Origin of the sequence: Cohnella sp. GbtcB17 (assembly GCF_019091135.1) — a bacterium.
GTDB lineage: Bacteria > Bacillota > Bacilli > Paenibacillales > Paenibacillaceae > Cohnella.
On sequence record NZ_JAGXJW010000074.1, the window covers coordinates 14,483 to 34,432 of the forward strand.

Here is a 19,950-nt window from a genome sequence, read left to right on the forward strand (position 1 = left end):
CATGCTGCGGGAGCTGTTCCGCCAGGTGTCCGGCGTGCGCAAGCTGTTCGCCTTCAGCATCGGACTCGGTCTCGGCGCAGGTATGCTGCTGATTCTCGAAGCGGCATGGATCGCGGATATCGCGGACCGCGCGTTTCTCCGGGGCTCGCCGCTTGCGCCGCTGCTGCCGGCCTTCGGCGTACTGCTGCTGTGGATCGCGCTGCGCGCCGTGCTGCAGACGGCAGGCGAGCATGCGTCCGCTCAGATGGCGCTGCGGATCAAAGGGGAGCTGCGCGTCCGCCTGATCGCCAAGCTGGCGGAGCTGGGCCCGCGGAGCATCGGCGGCGAGCGTTCGGGCGAGTTGCTCGGCACGGTCCACGAGGGCGTGGAGCAGCTCGAAGCGTACTTGTCGAAATATTTGCCGCAGGTCGCGCTGTCGATGCTGGTCCCTGCGGCCGTCTTCGCCGTCGCGCTGCGGCTCGATCTCATATCGGCGGTCGTGCTGGCGGTGACGATGCCTTTGCTCGTCCTGTTCATGATCCTCGTCGGCGTCGCCGCCAAGAGCAAGGCCGCCAGGCAGTTCAAGCAGCTCGGTCGTCTGGGCGGACACTTCCTGGACGTCGTCCGCGGGCTGCCGACCTTGAAGGCGTTCGGCCGCAGCCGCGCGCAGATCGAGATCATCGATCGTCTCAGCGACGATTACCGCCGCGAGACGATGGGTACGCTGCGGCTCGCTTTCCTGTCGGCGTTCGTGATGGAGCTGTTCGCGACGCTGAGCACTGCGGTCGTGGCCGTCTTCCTGGGACTGCGTCTGGCGGACGGCGGGATCGGGTTTGAGCAGGCGTTTCTCGTGCTGCTGCTGACGCCGGAGTTCTATGCGCCGGTACGCGCCGTAGGCACGCAGTTCCATGCCAGCGCGGCGGGGATGAGCGCGATCAAGCGCATCGTGGAGCTGCTCGGGATGGAGGGAGCGGGCTGGCCCGAGCGGACGGACGGCAGGGAGCTGCCGTCGATGCGGTCCGTGCTCGGCGGCCTTGCGGAGGCGGCCGGCGCTGACGATGCAGGCAAGGCAGGCCGCACGATCGAGCTGCGCGACGTGAGCGTGAGGTATCCGGGCGCGGAGCGCGACGCGGTGAGCGGGCTGTCGCTGACGATCCGTCCCGGCCTGCGGGTAGCCGGCATCGGGCCGACCGGCGCGGGCATGTGCTCGCTGCTCGATCTGCTGCAGGGCTTTGTGCGGCCCACGGCTGGGGCTATCTATATCGACGGCGTCGACATGGCGGAGCTGTCGATGGCGGCGTGGCGCGAGGAGCTGTCCGGCGTACCGCAGCAGCCGAAGCTGTTCCCGGGAACCGTGCGCGACAATGTCGCGTACGGACGCCCCGACGCGACGGAGGCCGAGGTGCTTCGGGCGCTGGAGCTGTCCGGCTCGGCGGACGTCGTGGCCGCGCTGCCGCAGGGGCTGGATACCGTTCTCGGCGAATCGGCCCGGTTGTCCGGCGGGCAGCAGCAGCGGCAGGCGATCGCGCGGGCGTTGCTGAAGGATGCGCCGCTGCTTCTGCTCGACGAGCCTACGGCAGGACTCGATGCTATGCGCGAGGCGGAGCTTCGTCGGACGCTGGATACGCTGTTGCGGGGACGCATGTCCGTCACGGTCGCGCACCGGCTGGAGACGGTGCAGGGAGCGGATCTCGTCGTCGTGCTGGCGGACGGACGGCTCGCGGAAATCGGGACGCCGGCCCAACTGCTGGCCGCGAACGGTCTGTACGCGCGCCTGTCCGCGGCTTCCCGCGGCGAAGAGAAGCCTACGCTAAGCGCCGTGCGACAGCCGCCGGTTGCCGTGGATGAAGCTGCGCCGCTGCAAAGCGACCTTCGCAAAGGCGAAGCTGCGCCTGCCTGGGCTGGAGGAGCGCCCGAGTCGACGACAACGCCGGGGGCCGGGGCAGGCGAGTCTGCGAATCGGGAGCCGGATGGGGACACGGGGGCGCATGGCGGTTCCTGGCGGCGGCTGCTGGGCTTCCTGCGGCCGTACAAAGGCCGGCTTGCGCTCGCCGCGCTGCTCGGCTTCGCGACCGTCGCCGCGAACGTGGGACTCATGGGCACCTCGGGCTACCTCATCGCCAAGGCGGCTCTGCGCCCGGAGACGGTGCTGCTGCTGTTCGTACCGATCGTCGGCGTCCGTTTTTTCGGCATCTCGCGCGGGGTGCTGCGTTACTTGGAACGTCTGGCGTCCCACGATTTGACGTTCCGCATCCTGCAGCGCATCCGCGTATGGCTCTACGAGCGGCTCGAACGCGGCGGCGTCTCGCTGCTCGAGCGCCGCAGCGGCGGAGACGTGCTCGGCGTCATGATGAGCGACGTTGAACAGCTCCAGAATCTGTATCTGCGCGTTATTGCGCCGCCGATTGTAGCTGCGCTGACCGCGCTGCTCGGCACGGCCGTGCTGGCCGCGTTCGATCCCTATCTGGGCGCGATCGTCGGAGGCATGCTCCTCGTTGCAGGCGTGGGACTGCCCTGGATCGGCTTTCGCGCCGGCCGTAGAACGGGACGTGAACTCGCGGCGGGACGCGGGCATCTGTACGCGGAAACCGCCGATCTGCTGGCGGGCCTCACGGAGGCCGCGATATTCGGCCGCACGCGCGACCGGATCGATCGGATCGCGGCCGGGCAAACGCGTCTCGACCGGCTGCAGACCGGATTGAACCGGCTGGGCGCCTTCACGAACGGGGCCATGCTCGCATCGGCGCACGTGACCCTATGGCTTGTGCTTCTGTGCGCCGCATGGCTGACCGCGAACGGGCGCCTCGAAGGGCTATATATCCCGGCAGTGGCGATGATCGCGCTGGCCTGCTTCGAGGCGGTAACGCCGTTGCCTGCGGCCTTCCAGCAGCTGGGCCATACGATGGAATCCGCCGAGCGGCTGTTCGCTATGGCGGACGAGGCGGAGGCCGCAGGAGAGCGAGGGCTTAGGAAGGCGCGCACAACGACGGCCGACGCAGGCCAGGAGACTGCGGCTGCATCGCGCGGTCCTGCCGCGTCGCAAAGGGGCGTGCCTGCCTTGCCGGGAGCGGTCGGGTCTGACTGGGCGCTGCAGGTGCGCGGCCTGTCATGCCGCTATAGCCCGGACGCGCCCTATGCGCTGCGGGATCTGTCCTTAACGCTGCGGCCCGGCAGACGAATTGCCGTCGTTGGACCGAGCGGTGCGGGCAAAAGCACGCTGCTGCAGTGCCTGCTCGGCCTGCGCGAGGCTGACGGCGGCAGCATTCGGCTGAACGGATGCGATCTGACTGAGACGCAGGATGGGGAGGCGGCGCTTCTCTTCGCGTTCGTTTCGCAACGCGTGCAGCTATTCAACGCGTCCGCGGCGGACAATATCCGGCTTGGCAGGCCGGACGCTTCCGACGAAGATTTGCGCCGCGCAGCAAGTCAGGCGCTTATCGACGAAAAGCTATCTGCGCTGCCGGAAGGCTACGACACGGTCATCGGCGAGTGGGGCGCCTCGCTGTCCGGAGGCGAGCGCCAGCGGCTCGCGCTGGCGCGGGCCTTGCTGCTGGACGCGCCGGCCATCCTGTTCGACGAGCCCGAGACCGGCCTGGACGCGTTGACGGCGCGCGCGTTCGAAGACAACATGGAGACGGCGCTCAAGGATAAGGCCGTGCTGTGGGCCACGCACAGACTGTCCGGGCTCGCTCGGATGGATGAGATTCTGGTGCTGGACCAAGGGAGCGTGCGCGAGCGCGGCAACCATGCGGAGCTGCTTCGCGCGCGTGGCCTGTACTGGCGCATGTGGCGGCTGGAGCGCGAGCAGGATTGGCAGGAAGAAGCGGCGCACATCGCAACGGCCTAGGTAATGGACGACCTTCGCAGGAAAGCACCGGCCTTTTACAAATAGACTGACGCCCGACATTCCCTGCTCGAAGGGGATACCGTTAAAACGCGCGAAATGGAACAACGCCGCCCCGTGCCCGGGGACGAACGCCCGCCCGCCTCCCTGCATAAGATGCAGCAGTCTTCGAGGAGAGGCAGAAGGTGATGGCATTGGAGATAGCCCTGACATCCTTGCATTGGGTGTACCTGGCTTTTATTTTATTCATCATGGCGATGCTCGTTATGCGCCGGGACACGATGCTGGTGTGCGTGGTCGGCATATTGGCGTTGGGCTTGATCGCGACGGACAGTCTGGACAGCTCGGTATCGGGCATCTTCAACAGCTTTATTTATGCGATAAAGGAACTGATCGGCACGATCCTGATCATCTCGATCATCGTCTCGATGAGCCGGATCCTTATTCGGACGGGCATCAACGAAGCGATGGTCAAGCCGCTCACGCGGTTCATCAGGACGCCTGCGATGGCCTATTGGGGGATCGGCATCATCATGATGGTGACGTCCTGGTTTTTCTGGCCTTCGCCCGGCGTCGCGCTGATCGGCGCGGTGCTGCTCCCGGTTGCCGTCCGGGTGGGGCTCCCGGCGCTCGGCGCGGCGATGGCGATGAATCTGTTCGGACACGGCGTTGCGCTGTCCGGGGATTATATCATTCAGGGCGCGCCGAAGCTGACGGCAGATGCGGCGGGCCTGCCCGTGTCGCAGGTCATGGAGGCGAGCATTCCGCTCGTGGCCGTGATGGGGGTCGTCACGACCGTAGCGGCGTTTTGGCTGATGCGGAGGGATTTGAAACGCGGCACCTTCCGCGAGGGGCTCGTCGCGGAGGCGCCGGCCGGCGACGCCGGCGGGAAGAACGACGCCATTCCAATGGCCCCAGCGCTCAAGCGGCTGCTCTCGGTGATCGTGCCGCTGCTATTCCTGGCCGACGTCGTAGCCATGATCGTTTTCAAGCTGCAAGGCGGCGACGCCACGGCGCTGGTTGGCGGCACGGCCGTACTGATCCTGATCGGCGTGACGCTGTTGGCGCACGGCGACCGGGGGCTTGAAGCGACGACGGATTATTTTATCGAGGGATTACAGTTCGGCTTTCGCGTATTCGGCCCCGTCATCCCGATCGCGGCCTTCTTTTATCTCGGAGACTCCGCGTTTGCCGACCTCATCGGCAAGCTGCCCGAGGGCTCGCACGGCATCGTAAACGATCTGGGCGTCGCGCTTGCCAATACGGTGCCGCTGAACGGCGCGGTGAGCTCCGTGACGCTGACCGTCGTCGGCGCCATTACCGGCCTGGACGGCTCGGGCTTCTCCGGCATCTCGCTGGCAGGCTCGATCGCGAACATGTTCGGCGCCTCGGTCGGCGGCACTGATACGCTGACGGCGCTCGGTCAGGTAGCGGCCATCTGGGTAGGGGGCGGCACGCTCATTCCTTGGGCGCTTATCCCTGCGGCCGCCATTTGCGGCGTCAGTCCGTTCGAGCTGGCCCGCCGCAATCTGGTGCCGGTCCTGATCGGGCTGGCCGTCACGACGCTCGTCGCTATTTTTCTCGTGTAGAGGACGCCCATGCCGGCTCCCGAATCCAACAGGCCCTTATGCCGATACCTCGGGCATGAGGGCCTGCGTGCGTAAAGATCATCGCAAAGATTCGTAGTTCTGCGCGATCGGGAGCGAGAGGCCCTGCTCGGCCACGCGTTTCCTCCAGGTGGACGGGCTCTCGCCGACCTTCATCTTGAATATTCTGCTGAAGTAGTGGAGGTTGGAAAATCCGGTCAACTCCGCAATCTGCTGCACGGGCAGATCGGTCGAGCCCAGATAGCTGATCGCCGCTTTGAGCCGCAGCTCCTGCAGGTATTGGATCGGCGTCGCACCGAAGGTTTGCTTGAACAACCGGATGACGTACGACGGCGTCAGGTTGCACATTTGCGAGAGTTCCTCAATAGTGATGTTGTCAGTATAGAAACGCTCCATATAACGAAGCAGGGGATACAGGTGACGCTCGACGGGCGAGGAGGAAGGGCTGCTGTCCGGAAGCGCCGCCGCTTGCGCGGATGCGGCTACCGCGTTGCGAACGAGCAGAAGCAGCTTGCGGATATCCCATTCAAGCAATTGATGGGCGGTTCGCGCGTCCAGTTCGCCGGTTTCGTAGGATACAATGATCGAAGTGACCGCGGATATGCCAGCCAGCAGCGGCTGCGACCAGGCGATACGCTCCGCGCCGCTCTGCATTTGATTCCACTGGAGAATCACCTCGTAGCCGGGAAGCAGCTCTTGCTGGATATCCGCCTCCATATACCAACCCCGAACGCCGGACGCCGCAGGCGTGAGCCAGTGAGGCGTATGAGCGGGAATGACGAGCAGAACGGGAGAGGAGAGCATGTAGGATCTGCCCATCCAGTGCAGCTCCGATTCGCCGTTGTCGATATACAGGATCTCATGATAAGGATGAACGCCGCCGGCTCCCGAGGGCTGCAGCTTCAGCGTTCCGTACTCCCTGATGATCATGGGTTTCCACCTCCGTTAGGCTGAGTTCAATATTGTGCAAGTGGGTTGGAAACGCTTTAAGCTTACCAAGCTTCGACCTGACTGACAACTTGGAATATTGTGCGATTTCCGCTAAATACGAACCCGTGCGAATCAGCTACCATAAAGCTGCAGACGATCACGACGATGCAAGAGGCCCTGTAAGCGCATTCCAGCTCCGTCAGGAGTGAGGATTCGACGCCTTTATCGTGTGTGTTTGCATAACAGGTGTTATATCATGCGGCCAAAACAAGAAAGGGGATCAAAATGAGAAAAAAATGGGCTCTGAGCGGTATGGCGGTCATGATGGCTTTTGGCGTTGCAGCATGTTCCAAGTCGTCGGAAAATTCGGAAAACAGTGGTTCGACAAGCGCGGCGTCGAGCGGCGCTGTGCAGACGGCATCGTCGGACAGCGCGGGCGGCACACCGATCACTTATACGTTCGGACGGAATATCGATCCGAACAGCGATCCGATCAAACTGCTCGAATCGCAAACGGGGGAAACGCTTGCGGACAATCGCTGGACTCGACTGTTCAAGGAAAAGCTGAACGTCTCCGTGGATTACAAGATGGTCACGGCCAGTCCGACCTACGATCAGCAGTTCAAGCTGGCGATGGCCTCCAATGACCTGCCAGACATGTTCAACGTCACGAGCGAGGCCGATATGAAGCAGCTGATGGATGCCGGCGCGCTGGAGGATCTGACCGATGCCTACAAGCAATACGGGTCCGAGCTGCTGAAGAGCATCATCGAGGCAGAGACGGCGCGCGTATTCGAGCCGGTCACCAAGGACGGCAAGATCTACGCGATTCCGCTTAAAATGCCGTCCACGAACGGCTACAACCATCTGTGGATTCGCGAGGATTGGCTGACGAAGCTCGGTCTCGAGCGTCCGAAAACGATGGACGACGTCTATAAGATCGCGAAGGCGTTCAAGGAGGGAGACCCGGACGGCAACGGCAAGCCGGATACGTTCGGCCTGCAGATCGACAACGCATTCCGCGAAAATATGAAGGGCTTCTTCTGGGGATATGGCGCCGAAGCTTCGCCTGACATGTGGGTGGAACGGGACGGCAAGGCGGTGCGGGGCTTCGTTCAGCCCGAGATGAAGGAACCGCTCGCGATGCTTCAGACGATGTACAAGGAAGGCATCATCGACAAGGAGTTCGGCACCAAGGACAACGCCAAGTCGATGGAGTCGGTCGTCTCGGGCAAGACAGGCATGTTCTACGGACCGCACTGGTCGGCGTTCACGATCGACAAGACGATGCAGAACGATCCGAACGCCAAGTGGATCGTCGTGCCGCTGCCTTCCAAGGACGGCAGTCCGACCAAGGTATCTCTCACCATCGGCAAGGACAGCTATGTCGCGGTCAAGAAGGGCACGAAGAACCCGGAAAATCTCGTCAAAATGTTTAATGTCTACGTGGAAGCGCTGTTCGGAAAAGATGCGGAATTCAGCAAGTACTACGGGGAGAACGGCGTAGAGAACATCTGGCAGATGTCTCCGATCTACACGCTGGACCCGATGATCGACCTGAAGGCGCATCAGGAAATCAAGGCGGCGATCGAGAACGGAACGACGGACAGCCTGGGCGGCACGGCAGCCGGCTTCTACGCGAACATCAAGTCCGGCATGTGGACGTTCGAGATGATGTTCGGACCGAAGGATACGCCGTTCGCCTACGTGGATCAATCCTATCCGGACCAGATCGTGTGGAACGCTTACCTGGGCGCGCCGACGCCGACGCAGATCACGCGCGGCAGCTCCATGGACGAGCTGATCATCACTTCGCTGACCGCGATCATCATGGGCAAGACGGACGCCGATCAAGGCTTCGACAAGATGGTCGCCGAATGGAACAAGCTGGGCGGGGACAAAGTTACGCAAGAGGTCAACGCGGAGCTCGGCAAGTAAGCGCGAGGCAGTCCTATACCCGCAAGCGCCGTCTTGACCTGCGGCGCTTGCTTCAATTCAACGGGAGGAGGCGAAAAGGATGAGCAAGCATACACCGGCCTTGGGCAATGAGAGGAGACGGTCGTTCAGGTTCGGCTACAAAACAAAACGCGAGATGCCGCTTCATTTTATGCTGCTTCCGGGCCTTGTGCTGATATTGATCTTTGCCTATATTCCGATGGTCGGCGTCACGATCGCGTTCCAGAATTTCATTCCGCTCAAGGGCTTGTTCGGCGGGCAGGAATGGGTCGGCCTGGACAACTTTGATTATGTGTTCTCCATGCCGACGATCTGGCAGGTCGTCTGGAATACGCTGCGGATCGCCGCGCTCAAGATCGTAGCCGGACTGGTCGTGCCGATCGCCTTCGCGCTGCTGCTGAATGAGGTTCGCAACGTGCTGTTCAAGCGGACGACGCAGACGATCATTTACTTTCCTTACTTTTTATCGTGGATTATTCTGGGCGGGATCTTGATCGATATTTTGTCGCCGTCCACGGGCATCGTCAACAAGTTTCTCGGCTGGTTGGGCATCGGACCGATCTTTTTCCTCGGAGAGAACGCCTGGTTCCCCTACACGATGGTCGTCTCCGACATCTGGAAAACGTTCGGCTTCAACACGATCATTTACCTGGCCGCCATCACGAGCATCGACCCTTCGCTGTACGAGGCTGCTGCCGCTGACGGAGCGGGTCGTTGGAAGCAGACCTGGCATGTGACGCTGCCCGGCATGCATATGATCATCGTCCTGCTGATGGTGCTCAGTCTCGGCACCGTGCTCGACGCCGGCTTCGATCAGATCTTTAATCTGTACAGCCCGCAGGTGTACGAGTCCGGCGATATCGTGGATACGATGGTGTACCGAATGGGGCTCCAGCAGACGCAGTTCGGACCCTCGACCGCCGTCGGACTGCTCAAGTCGCTCGTATCCTTCCTCTTGATCTCGACGTCCTATCTGATTGCATACCGGCTGTTCAAGTACCGTCTTTTCTAGGAGGGGATCGCATTGCTGCTCAGACAAACCCGCGGTCAGAAAATATTTAGCGTGTTCAACTATGCGCTGCTCACCTTGACGGCCGTTCTGTGCCTGCTGCCGCTAATTCATGTGATCGCCTTGTCGTTCAGCGACAACGCCGCCGTATCGGGCGGCTTGGTCACCTTGTGGCCGGTTCGCTTTACGTGGGAGCCGTATGCCTACGTGCTGGAACGAAGCGCCTTTTGGAAGGCATTCGGCGTCACGCTTCAGCGAGCGGCGCTCGGCACGGCGGTCAATGTGCTGCTCGTCATTCTGCTCGCCTATCCGCTGTCGATGTCGGGTGAGAAGCTCCGCGCCAGAACGCTGTACGTCTGGATCTTTTTCTTCACGATGCTGTTCAACGGCGGCCTCATTCCTACTTACATCCTGATCAAGGAAATCGGGATTATGGATACGCTTTGGGCGCTTGTTCTTCCCGGCGCGGTCACCGTGTTCAACCTCATCCTGATGCTGAACTTCTTCAGGCAGGTGCCGGAGGAGCTGGAGGATTCTGCGATGATCGACGGTGCGGGCCACTGGCGCACGCTATGGCAGATCTATGTGCCGATCTCCACGCCGGCGATCGCGACGATCACGCTGTTCTGCGTCGTCGGACACTGGAACGCCTGGTTCGACGGCCTAATTTACATGCGAGACGCCGCGCATTATCCGCTGCAGAGCTATCTGCAGACGATCGTCGTCAAGTTCGACTTCCAGACGATGTCGGCTACGGACGCGCAGCGCCTCGCGCAGCTGAACGACCGCTCCGTCAAAGCGGCGCAGATGGTCGTGGCCGCGGTTCCGATTTTGCTCGTCTATCCTTTTTTGCAGAAATACTTCGTCAGCGGCATTAAGCTGGGCAGCGTCAAGGGATAAGCACATATAAGGAGAAGCCCTTTGCCGCCGGGAGAAGTCCCGGTCGCGCAAAGGGCCTTTTTCCCGTTTGAACGATATCCCGTTCGCTCAGGGATGTTGAACTCCGCTTGCGGCGACTCCCCCCGCTTCATGCTTTCCTGACGCAAGGGGATACCGTTCAAATGCGCCAAAAATGAAGTTAGAGCGGCAGGGGGAGGCGCGATCGTCGGGCGGGGAACCAAGGGAGCAGGCTTGCGCTTGCCCCCGTTAGTTTGCGGCGATTCAGACGTTATTTTTCCGATACTGATTCGGCGACAGCCCCGTCAGCTTTTTGAATACTTTGCTGAAATATTTCTCGTCCGCATATCCGACCATCTCGGCGACTTGGGAGATCTTGAAGTGCGGGCTCTCGAGCAGCAGCTTCGCCTTGTCGATCCGGATGCGGCAGAGGAAGTCGATCAGATTTTCCCCGGTCTCCTGCTTGAACCTGCGGGAGATGTACTCTCGGCTCAAATAAAACTGGCTCGCGATATCCTGCAGGGTGAGCTCCTTGTTGTAATGCTGCTCGATATAGCGGACGACGGCCGGGATCGCGCTCTGGGTCTGTTGGCCGGCGGCCGAACGGCTGCGCGCGTACGCGGTCAGAAAATCGCGCAGCATCGACTCCAATCGGTCGAGGTCGAGCCGTCCGCGCGCGTCCATCGGAATGACGCCCGACGGAACCGGATCCTCGTCCGTCTCTCCCGCGGATGCCCGTTCCTCGCTTGGCGCATCCGCCTGCCGGCCCGGCGTCTCGCGCCAGCGTCGCAGCATGTCGCCGAGGTCATCCCGCCACCGGCGCAGCTGTTCGCCGCTAATCCGGGGCATGCGGCGCACCTCGGCCATCCAGCGGCCGACGGCATCTCCGATCTGCCGTTCGGAGCCGGCAAGGACGGCGAGACGAAGGACTTCCTCGTAGTCCTCCAGCCGCGGCGGCGGGAAGGCAGGACGCGCAGCTGCCGCTTCGGGCCGATAGTAATAGGTCCGCTCTTCAAGCAGGTTGCGTTCGTGCAACGCGGACCGGGCCGACTGGTATGATGTCGAGGCGCCCTGAGGAAAAGGCTGCGCGGTGCCGATACCGAAGTCGAAGCGGCATTTGAGCGTCAGATCGCAGCCGTCGTTGATCTCGGACAACGTCTCCTCCAACGTCGCGTCAGTTCTCGCCGCGCGGGCATCGGTCCAGACGAAAAGAAGGATCTCGCTTTCGGCGCGAAGATTGCGGCAGGCGATGCCGCGTTCGCCTCGCCGCAGCACTTCGTCCGCGATATTCGTCAGCGTAAAGTAGAGCAGGTCCCGATGGCGGGCGTACCGGTCCGCCACCTCGGACGAAGCCGAATCGACGTCCAGGACGGAGACGAGGCAAGCGGAGGGATGCGGCGCGCCGGACTCGCCCAACAGGACGGTCTGCGCGTTGCCGTACGGGTCGCCGCCCCCGAGCAGGTCGGAAAAGATGCGGTCGCGCATGACAGGGCGCAGCTGGTTGATCTCCATGTTCCGGGCCAGCTCGTGCTTGCGGGTGCGGTCCTGCTCGTGCCATCTCGCGACCGCGCGCTCAAGCGCGCCGGTCAGCTGTTCGGGATCGATCGGCTTGAGCAGGTAATCCTGTCCGCCGTGCTGCATCGTGCCGCGTACGAGGTGAAAATCGTCGTGACCGCTGATGACGATTTTCTGGATCTCCGGCCTGTTCGCTTGCAGCCAGGCGAGCAGATCGAGGCCGCCCCGGACAGGCATCATCATGTCGGTGACGACGATGCCCGGGCGTTCGCGCTCGATGAGCGCCGCCGCTTCCTCTCCGTTGGCCGCTTCGTGAATCTCGGCTATGCCCAGCGCTTCCCAATCGACGAGCAGTCGGACGGCCTCCCGCACATGACGCTCGTCGTCGACGATGACAACCTTCATTTCGTTTCCTCCCTCTCGGCGCCGGCATCGGGCGATTGCGCATTCGCCGGCCTATCTTCTTCCTCGGACGGCGCCTGCCGCAGCGGGATCCGGAGCGCGGCCTTGAATCCGACGCCCGGCGAAGCGTCCACCTCCATGCCCGCTTCTTCGCCGAAGTACAATCGAAGCCGCATATGAACGTTCGCAAGCCCGATCTGCCCGCCCGTGCCGTCCTCCGCCGCCGCGCGGTTCAGCCGGGCGCGCAGGCGCTCCAGCGCGCCCGGCTCCATGCCTTTGCCGTTGTCCGCAATCTCGACGCGCAGCCATCCGCGCTCGCCCTCCAGCCAAGCACGAATATGCAGCTTGGCGCCGGCTTGGCTCGAGCCGCGCTCCCCCGCTCCGCCGACCGCCGCCGGCTCGTAGCCGTGCTTGAAGTAGTTTTCGACGAGCGGCTGAAGCAGCATCTTGGGGACTGCGACATCCGTCGTCTCCGGATCGATCTCGTAGTAGGCTTGCAGGTCCTCGCCGAACCGCTGCTTCTGCAGCTCCAGGTACGCCTTGGCGTGAGCGAGCTCTGCGGACAGCGGCACGACGCTCTCCTCGGTGTTCATGCTGTACCGCATCATGCGGGCCATCGCCGCGACGAGTCCGTACACCTTCGGAGCGTTCGACTGCAGGGCGAGCGTCCCGATGGACTGCAGCGCGTTGTTCAGAAAATGGGGGTTGATCTGGGCTTGCATCGCCTTCAGCTGGTTCGTCTTGTTCGCGAGCGCCAGCTTGTACTCCCGGTTGATTAGCTCCTCGATCGTCGCCACCATCGTGCCAAAGCGCCGTTCCAGCACGCCGAATTCGTCGCTGCTCCGGGCGAGGCGGGCGTCCACGCCAGCGCTCCATTTGCCGGCCTGAACGAGGTTCATGCGGGCGATCAGCTTTTTGATGGGGCTGGTGAACTGCACGGACACAACGAGTGTCGCGATGACGGCGACGACGAGCGACAGCGCGATGATCAGCGAGTTGATCGTGCGAATACCCTGCGCATTCTGGTACAGGTAGGCGTAAGGCAACTGCTTCGCGACGATCCAGTCCATGAATTGCGTCTGCAGCGTATCGTAGACGACATAGCCGGAAAAACTCGAATCCGACCATTTGAAGTCGCCGCTGCCGCCGGCGTCGGCCAGCAGCTTGCGCGTCCAGCCGGCGTTTTGGATCGGATTGCCATCCTCCGGCCCGGCGCCGCAGACGACGTTGCCCCCGCGGTCGAGCAGGTACAGCTGTTCCTTCTCGGACAGCGCGAGCCGTCCGCAGATGTCGCCGAGCTCGGTGAGCAGAACGTCGATCGACAAGTAACCGATCACCCGGTCGCTCGGCGTGCGGATGATCGGCCGCCTGAGCGTGATCACGTCCCGGGCCGATATGGATCGCCGCGAATCGAGCGCGTAGCTCGCGCTCTTGTGCGCCGGCTCCATAAAGGGCGTCGGATCGTCTGCGCGTCCTGCGGGCCAGCCGCCTGCGGCCTCGTGTCCGCTGCGGAACAGGCCGCGCGCCAGCAGATAGGACCAGCTGTCCTCGCCTCGCCCGATCTGCAGATGGATCTGGTGGATCTCTTTGTTCGCCTGATACATGTTGAGCAGATGCTGGTAGATCGTCGTGCGATAGGCAAGGTCCACCGTCGCCGCATCCGCGCCGGGCGCCGTGAAGCGTTCGATGATGGCGTATAGGGAAGTCGGCGAATTGATCGAGTTGTAGACGCTTAACGAATTCCGGTTGAGCGTGTTCATGTAGTTCAGGATGTTGTCTTTGCCGACCTCGAGGAGGCTGCGGTTTTCCGCGATCGCCTTGCCCGTCACCTGGTTTTTGATATAAAAATCCGAGATGACCATCGACAGCGCCATGGGAACAATGGTAGCCGCGAGGAGCAGCGCCATCAACTTGGTGCGAATGCTTTTTTTCAAGGCGGTCCCCCCGAGGTCAATATATTACACCAAACCCATCATATCTATCGGTGGTCGATGCCGCAATATCGCTTTATATTTTACATAACGGAAAGGGAGTGTGCCTCATGACCAAACGCGGCGGTAAATCCGGAGAGTGGCTGCAGCAGCTCGTATTCGTGGGACCCGGCCTGATCGCCTTTTCGATCATCGTGCTGGTACCGTTCCTGCTCGGCTTTTATTATTCGTTCACCGAGTGGAACGGGCTCGATTTGAACAAGGCGCAGTGGACGGGCATGGACAATCTGAATCGCATCTTCACGCGCGACGACAAGTTCTGGGCCGCGTTCGGCTTCACGCTGCGTTTCACGGGAGTCACGGTGCTGGTGTCGAACCTGCTGGCGTTTCTGCTGGCGCTGATGCTGACGCGGGCGCTGAAGACGCGCAATTTGCTGCGGACGGTGTTCTTCGTGCCGAACGTGATCGGCGGCATCCTGCTCGGCTATATCTGGCAGTTCATCTTCACCAAGGGCTTCAAGACGATCGGGGAAATGACCGGCTGGTCCTTCTTCGAGCAGCCTTGGCTAGGCACGGCGGGTACAGGCTTCTGGGGCCTCGTCATCGTGTTCGTCTGGCAGTCGGCGGGCTACATGATGGTCATCTACATCGCGGCGCTGACCGGCGTGCCGAAGGACATGCTCGAGGCTGCGACGATCGACGGCGCGAGCTACTGGCAGAGCATCCGCAAGGTGACGCTGCCGCTCATCATGCCGGCGATCACCGTTTGCTTGTTCCTGACGATCTCCAATGCCTTCAAGATGTTCGACCTGAACCTGTCGCTCACCAAGGGCGGCCCGGGCACGTCGACGCAGTCGCTCGCCTATAACATTTATGCCGAGGCGCTGGTCAACAATCGCTACGGGCTCGGTACGGCGAAGGCGATGCTGTTCTTCCTGGCCGTCTCGCTCATCGCGGTGACGCAGGTATGGCTCACCAAGCGCAAGGAGGTGGAAGCCTGATGAACCGCGACCGTTCGCTTCGCTACAGGCTGGCCGGCATCGAAGGCTTCGCGATTTTGCTTGCGCTGCTGTTTCTCGCTCCGTTTTACTTCGTCATCGTGAATTCGCTCAAGACGCTGGGCGAGATTCTCGTCGACGCGGCTTCGCTGCCGGAGGTTTACAAATTCACGAACTACTCGCGGGTATGGGACATGATCCGCTTTCCGACCGCGCTTCGCAACTCCGTCGTCATCACGGCGATCAGCGTCGCCGGCATTGTGACGATCAGCTCCATGACCGCCTACCGGCTCGTCCGCAGGCCGACGCGCTTCAACAACCTGCTGTTCCTTGCCTTCATCTCGTCGATGATCATCCCGTTCCAGTCCGTCATGCTGCAGCTCGTGCGCGTGACGAGCATCCTGGAGCTGCGCGGCGACCTGCTCGGCATCGTCGTTTGTTACCTCGGCTTCGGCCTCGCGCTGTCGGTGTTCCTGTTCCACGGCTTCATCAAGGGCGTGCCGCTCGAGATCGAGGAGGCCGCGGTCATGGACGGCTGCTCGCCTTACGGCGTGTTCTGGCGGATCGTCTTCCCGCTGCTCAAGCCGATCGCCGTCACCGTCGTCATCTTGAACACGCTATGGATCTGGAACGATTACCTGCTGCCCGTGCTCATCATCGGCTCCAACAAAGACCTGACGACGATTCCGCTCGCGGTTACGCGGTTTTTCGGGCAATATACGAAGCAGTGGGATCTTGCGCTCGCCGGGCTAGCCATGAGCGTCACGCCGATCGTCGTGCTGTTCCTGCTGCTGCAAAAGCACATCGTCGAAGGGATCACTTCCGGGTCGGTCAAAGGGTAGGCAGGATCAATATGTTACACTTTAGACAACAACATCGTCGGTTTTGTGCAAACGTTTTCTCCACTATACTCGACACTGTAGCCAGATGATTGAATACATGGGAGGTCTTGATATGAAACGCATCTCCGCAGGCATCTTGATCGCCTCGCTCCTGACCGTAGCCGCAGGCTGCGGCAACAACAACGGCAACGGCAACGCTTCGCCGGCATCCTCGGAAGCCGCTTCGGGCGCCGCTTCTTCGGCTCCGGCATCGTCCGCGGCCGCATCCAGCGACGCGCCGAAGAAGGACGTCACGATTAAGGTATTCCAGTTCAAGGTCGAGATCGCGGACGCCTTGAACAAGATGGCCGAAGCTTACGAAAAAGAAACGGGCGTCAAGGTCGACGTGGAAACCCACGGCGGCGGCGAGGACTACAACGCGCTGTTGAAGGCCGAGATCGCTTCGGGCTCCGAGCCCGAGATTTTCAACTCCGAAGGCTATGCGGCGCTTGAGCCGTACTACGACCGCGCGACGGACCTGTCGGGCGAATCCTGGGCCAAGGATGTCGTCAACTCCGCTGCGGCCCCGGCCCAGGTAGACGGCAAGCTGCTGGGCATGCCGATGAATATCGAAGGCTACGGCATCATTTACAACAAAGACTTGTTCGCCAAGGCGGGCATCACCGAGCTGCCGAAGACGCTGTCCGAGCTCGAAGCGGCGGCGAAGAAGCTGCAGGACGCGGGCATCACGCCGTTTTCCACGACGAACGAATGGTGGTCGATCGGCCATCACACGATCAACGTCGGTCTTTCGGAGCAGCCCGATCCCGTCAAGTTCATCGAGGACAACAAGGCGGGCACCGCTTCCTTCAAAGGCAACGAAGTGTTCGGCAAGTGGATCAACTACGTCGACCTCGTCTTCAAGTATTCCCAGAAGGATAAGCTGACGACCGACTATGCGACCCAAGTTGCCACGTTCGCCAGCGGCAAAGCGGCCATGATCCAGCAAGGCAACTGGATTCAAGGCGATGTCGACAAGGTGGCCAAGCTCAACCTCGGCATGATGCCGATCCCGATCGACGACAGCGGCAAGGCGCACATCTACACCGGTCCGGCAAACTTCTGGATCGTCAACAGCAAGTCCAAGAACGCCGAAGAGGCGAAGAAGTTCCTGGCGTGGATGGTCACGTCCGAGACGGGCAAGAGCTACATCACCAAGGAGTTCAAGTTCATACCGGCGCTCGCTACGATCCCCGCGACTTCTGAAGACATCGGGCAGCTGGGCGCGGCCGTATCCGAGCAGGCGAAGGACGCGGGCGGCTGGAACTGGGGCCGGTATCCGGACGGCGTCATCCAGGGCTGGGGCGCGGCGATGCAGGAATATCAAGGCGGCTCGATCGACAAGGACAAACTGTTCGATAAGTTCGACCAGGCCGTTAAGGATATCGTGAGCAAGTAAGGTAAGACGCTACTATTTATATAGTAGAAACAGGTGCGGACGAAATCAGGGCTTCATGAGAGGTATACCTCTCGTGAAGCCCTTTTCGGCCTAGCTTTCTGCACCGCTCCCCATCCTGTGCCCCGGTCGAAATTACGAATACGCGGATTGGCCCGCCAGTGCATCCAAATCCTCTATATCCGGGTTCAAATCGGGGGAGTGTAAAGGTGGAAAGTTACTCTACAGCCTCGCGAACCGGTCCAAACGGCGGTGCAAAGGCAAAAAGTTACTCTACAACCTTGAGGGTGCGTTCTATACGACGCTGCAAAGGCAAATAGTTACTCTACAGTTCTCGCGGCATGGTCTACATGGTGCTGTAAGGGCGAAAAGTTACTCTGATGCAGTACTGTAATCCCGGTAAGCAACATAGAGAGCGGCAGGGATGCGCGCCAGCGCAGCGATAGCGCCATCGCGTGCCGCTAAAGGCAGAGCGCGAGCGCTCCGAGCGCAGCGATAGCGGCATTGCTTGCCGCTAAAGGCAGAGCGAGCGCTCCCGGCGCAGCACTAGCGGCATCGCGTGCCGCTAAGGCAGAGCGAGCGCTACCGGGCGCAGCGCTAGCGGCATCGCGTGCCGCTAAGGCAGAGCGAGCGACCGGGCGCAGCGCTAGCGGCATCGTGTGTCGCTAATGGCGCTAGGGGCCCGTTGGCTCGGAATACGCCACATTTCCATTAGTAACGCTGCACAGCGCCTCTTGCATCGGTGTCAATCGCGCTCGCACGAAAATAATTATGGTGAATTATACTAATGTTTAATTAAATATGTCATTTGAAGTTAACTTATCAAGCTGAAATTATATTTTTCCATTGCCATTCTCGCATTCTAGCTGATAGAATGAGTGCTGACTAGAATGCAGGAGGTTATTCATGTTGAGAAAGCTGACATCTATTATATTGACTGCCGCGCTGGCGGTCGGACTGTCCGCATGCGGCGCGAAGGAGTCTAACAATGCGAACGCGGGCGGCGCTGCCTCGACGGAAGCGGGCAAGGTCACGCTGAAGTTCGCGACCGATGCGAGCTACGCGCCGATGGAGAGCATGGATAAGGACAAGATCGTCGGCTTCGACGTCGACTTCTTGGACGCCGTTATGAAGGAAGCCGGCTACGACTACAAGCTGGACAATACGGGCTGGGACCCGCTGTTCGCGGACCTGGGCAGCGGCAATCACAAATACGACGGCGGCATCTCGTCGATCTCCATCACCGATGAACGCAAGCAGACGTTCGATTTTTCCGTTCCTTATTTTGAATCGGTGAATATGATCCTGACCAAGGAAGACAAGCCGGTCAAGGACGCGCTCGAGCTGAAGGGCAAGAAGGTCGCCGTTCAGGGCGGCACGACCGCCGAGACGCTGATGAAGGGCATCTTGGGAGACGACAATGCGAACCTGAAGCGCTTCGACAGCAACACGCTGGCGCTGATGGAGCTGGAAAGCAACGGCGTCGATGCCGTCGTGGCGGACTTCGCCGTCGTGCAGGCTTACGTGCAGCAAAATCCGGACAAGAAGTTCAACGCGATCTACGACCGCACGAACTTCGCCTCCGAATACTATGGCATCCTGCTGCCCAAAGATACGGATCCGGCCGTCAAGGAGAAGATCGACGCGGCCGTCGAGAAGGTGCGCGCGAGCGACGAATACAAAACGATGTATAAAAAGTGGATCGGCGTCGAGCCGGATACGAGCAACTTGGTTACGGCGAAGTAAGATCGGGCATAATCAGCAACGATTAGGAAGCAGGGGGCATGCGGCCCGGGCAGACCGGGCGCATGCTCTCTTTGATGAGAGAGGGTGCAGGCGTGTATTACGCTTTTAGGTTCGATATTATCCGCGAATATTTCCCGTTCTTAATAAAGGGAATGCTGCTGACGATCGGCATCTCCCTGGCGGCCATCGCCGTCGGCGTCGTCCTGGGTTTATTCATAGGCTTTGGGAAAATGGCCAGATTCGGCCCGTTGCGATGGTTGATGAGCGGCTATATCAACATCTTTAGAGGGACGCCGCTCATTCTGCAGGTGCTGATCATCCACTTCGGCGTCATTCCGCCGATACTGGGCACCACGAACGGCATCGTGGCGGCCATTGTCGCGTTGGGACTCAACTGCGCCGCTTATTCGGCAGAAATCTATCGGGCGGGAATTGAGTCGATCGATGCAGGCCAACGCGAAGCCGCTTACTCCTTGGGCATGACGAGTGGGCAGACACTGCGCCACATCATTGTGCCGCAGGCCGTTCGGCGGATGATCCCGGCGTTCGGCAACGAATTTATCGTCCTCGTGAAGGATTCGTCGTTCGTCGCGTGGATCGCGGTGCCCGAGATCATGTACTGGGCCAACGCAGCCAAAAGTCAGTATTATCATTTATGGGAGCCTTACCTCGCTGCGGGCGTGATCTACTTCGTGCTCACGTACACGCTTAGCAAGCTGCTCCAATGGTTCGAGAGGAGGGTGAAGTGATGGAGCCGATCATCCGAATGAGCGGGGTCGCCAAGTCCTTCGGAAAAAACAAAGTGCTTCACGACATTAATCTCGAGGTCGCGCCGCGCGAGGTCGTCGTCATCGGCCCC

General features: G+C 61.1%; 13 protein-coding genes. 10 read left to right on the forward strand and 3 right to left on the reverse strand.

Going from position 1 to position 19,950, the window contains the following annotated elements; genetic code table 11:
• The first annotated feature begins 1 nt into the window (after position 1).
• Together cydD and KVT38_RS29445 are read left to right on the forward strand one after the other, a co-directional pair.
• Positions 2 to 3,826: a thiol reductant ABC exporter subunit CydD gene (gene cydD, locus KVT38_RS29440; RefSeq protein WP_217597323.1), complete on the forward strand. Its 3,825-nt coding sequence runs from the start codon at positions 2 to 4 to the stop codon at positions 3,824 to 3,826.
• A 185-nt stretch (positions 3,827 to 4,011) separates the two neighbouring features.
• Entirely contained in the window at positions 4,012 to 5,412 is a 1,401-nt protein-coding gene (locus KVT38_RS29445) for a hypothetical protein (protein ID WP_483298202.1), read from the forward strand.
• Between the two features lie 78 nt (positions 5,413 to 5,490).
• Here the strand turns inward: KVT38_RS29445 and KVT38_RS29450 are convergent, their stop codons facing one another.
• Positions 5,491 to 6,360: a helix-turn-helix domain-containing protein gene (locus tag KVT38_RS29450; RefSeq protein WP_217597324.1), complete on the reverse strand. Its 870-nt coding sequence runs from the start codon at positions 6,358 to 6,360 to the stop codon at positions 5,491 to 5,493.
• A 285-nt stretch (positions 6,361 to 6,645) separates the two neighbouring features.
• Between KVT38_RS29450 and KVT38_RS29455 the strand changes: the two genes are divergently transcribed.
• The 3 genes from KVT38_RS29455 to KVT38_RS29465 all read left to right on the forward strand — a co-directional run bounded on the left by KVT38_RS29455 (position 6,646) and on the right by KVT38_RS29465 (position 10,225).
• Positions 6,646 to 8,298 carry an extracellular solute-binding protein gene (locus tag KVT38_RS29455; RefSeq protein ID WP_217597325.1) on the forward strand — a complete coding sequence of 551 codons (1,653 nt, stop codon included), beginning with the start codon at positions 6,646 to 6,648 and terminating at the stop codon, positions 8,296 to 8,298.
• Positions 8,299 to 8,377: 79 nt separating this feature from the next.
• Positions 8,378 to 9,328 (forward strand): ABC transporter permease, encoded by a 951-nt coding sequence (locus KVT38_RS29460; protein ID WP_217597326.1) that lies wholly within the window; start codon positions 8,378 to 8,380, stop codon positions 9,326 to 9,328.
• 12 nt (positions 9,329 to 9,340) lie between these two features.
• A complete protein-coding gene (locus KVT38_RS29465; RefSeq protein ID WP_217597327.1) occupies positions 9,341 to 10,225 on the forward strand; it encodes a carbohydrate ABC transporter permease in 885 nt (294 codons plus the stop codon).
• A 261-nt stretch (positions 10,226 to 10,486) separates the two neighbouring features.
• Here the strand turns inward: KVT38_RS29465 and KVT38_RS29470 are convergent, their stop codons facing one another.
• Both KVT38_RS29470 and KVT38_RS29475 read right to left on the reverse strand, forming a co-directional pair.
• Complete coding sequence (locus KVT38_RS29470) at positions 10,487 to 12,142, reverse strand: response regulator (protein ID WP_217597328.1); 1,656 nt, start codon at positions 12,140 to 12,142, stop codon at positions 10,487 to 10,489.
• Positions 12,139 to 14,073, reverse strand: coding sequence for a cache domain-containing sensor histidine kinase (locus KVT38_RS29475; protein ID WP_254639657.1), 1,935 nt, complete (start codon positions 14,071 to 14,073; stop codon positions 12,139 to 12,141). The genes KVT38_RS29470 and KVT38_RS29475 overlap by 4 nt, the downstream gene beginning before the upstream one ends.
• A gap of 107 nt (positions 14,074 to 14,180) precedes the next feature.
• On the opposite strand from KVT38_RS29475, the gene KVT38_RS29480 reads away from it, so the two are divergent.
• The 5 genes from KVT38_RS29480 (at position 14,181) to KVT38_RS29500 (ending at position 19,840) form a co-directional block, all read left to right on the forward strand.
• On the forward strand, positions 14,181 to 15,071 hold the full coding sequence (locus KVT38_RS29480; protein WP_217597329.1) for a carbohydrate ABC transporter permease: 891 nt from the start codon (positions 14,181 to 14,183) through the stop codon (positions 15,069 to 15,071).
• A complete protein-coding gene (locus KVT38_RS29485) occupies positions 15,071 to 15,910 on the forward strand; it encodes a carbohydrate ABC transporter permease (RefSeq protein WP_217597330.1) in 840 nt (279 codons plus the stop codon). The genes KVT38_RS29480 and KVT38_RS29485 overlap by 1 nt, the downstream gene beginning before the upstream one ends.
• 112 nt (positions 15,911 to 16,022) lie before the next feature.
• On the forward strand, positions 16,023 to 17,348 hold the full coding sequence (locus KVT38_RS29490) for an ABC transporter substrate-binding protein (RefSeq protein ID WP_217597331.1): 1,326 nt from the start codon (positions 16,023 to 16,025) through the stop codon (positions 17,346 to 17,348).
• Between the two features lie 903 nt (positions 17,349 to 18,251).
• Positions 18,252 to 19,091: a basic amino acid ABC transporter substrate-binding protein gene (locus tag KVT38_RS29495; protein ID WP_217597332.1), complete on the forward strand. Its 840-nt coding sequence runs from the start codon at positions 18,252 to 18,254 to the stop codon at positions 19,089 to 19,091.
• Between the two features lie 74 nt (positions 19,092 to 19,165).
• Entirely contained in the window at positions 19,166 to 19,840 is a 675-nt protein-coding gene (locus KVT38_RS29500; RefSeq protein ID WP_217597336.1) for an amino acid ABC transporter permease, read from the forward strand.
• The last annotated feature ends 110 nt before the right edge of the window (positions 19,841 to 19,950 follow it).

Bases quoted from the DNA above. Each gene is read 5' to 3' on its own strand.
- cydD (WP_217597323.1), top strand. From the start codon at position 2: ATGCTGCGGGAGCTGTTCCGCCAGGTGTCCGGCGTGCGCAAGCTGTTC.
- KVT38_RS29445 (WP_483298202.1), top strand. From the start codon at position 4,012: ATGGCATTGGAGATAGCCCTGACATCCTTGCATTGGGTGTACCTGGCT.
- KVT38_RS29450 (WP_217597324.1), bottom strand. From the start codon at position 6,360: ATGATCATCAGGGAGTACGGAACGCTGAAGCTGCAGCCCTCGGGAGCC.
- KVT38_RS29455 (WP_217597325.1), top strand. From the start codon at position 6,646: ATGAGAAAAAAATGGGCTCTGAGCGGTATGGCGGTCATGATGGCTTTT.
- KVT38_RS29460 (WP_217597326.1), top strand. From the start codon at position 8,378: ATGAGCAAGCATACACCGGCCTTGGGCAATGAGAGGAGACGGTCGTTC.
- KVT38_RS29470 (WP_217597328.1), bottom strand. From the start codon at position 12,142: ATGAAGGTTGTCATCGTCGACGACGAGCGTCATGTGCGGGAGGCCGTC.
- KVT38_RS29480 (WP_217597329.1), top strand. From the start codon at position 14,181: ATGACCAAACGCGGCGGTAAATCCGGAGAGTGGCTGCAGCAGCTCGTA.
- KVT38_RS29485 (WP_217597330.1), top strand. From the start codon at position 15,071: ATGAACCGCGACCGTTCGCTTCGCTACAGGCTGGCCGGCATCGAAGGC.
- KVT38_RS29490 (WP_217597331.1), top strand. From the start codon at position 16,023: ATGAAACGCATCTCCGCAGGCATCTTGATCGCCTCGCTCCTGACCGTA.
- KVT38_RS29495 (WP_217597332.1), top strand. From the start codon at position 18,252: ATGTTGAGAAAGCTGACATCTATTATATTGACTGCCGCGCTGGCGGTC.
- KVT38_RS29500 (WP_217597336.1), top strand. From the start codon at position 19,166: ATGAGAGAGGGTGCAGGCGTGTATTACGCTTTTAGGTTCGATATTATC.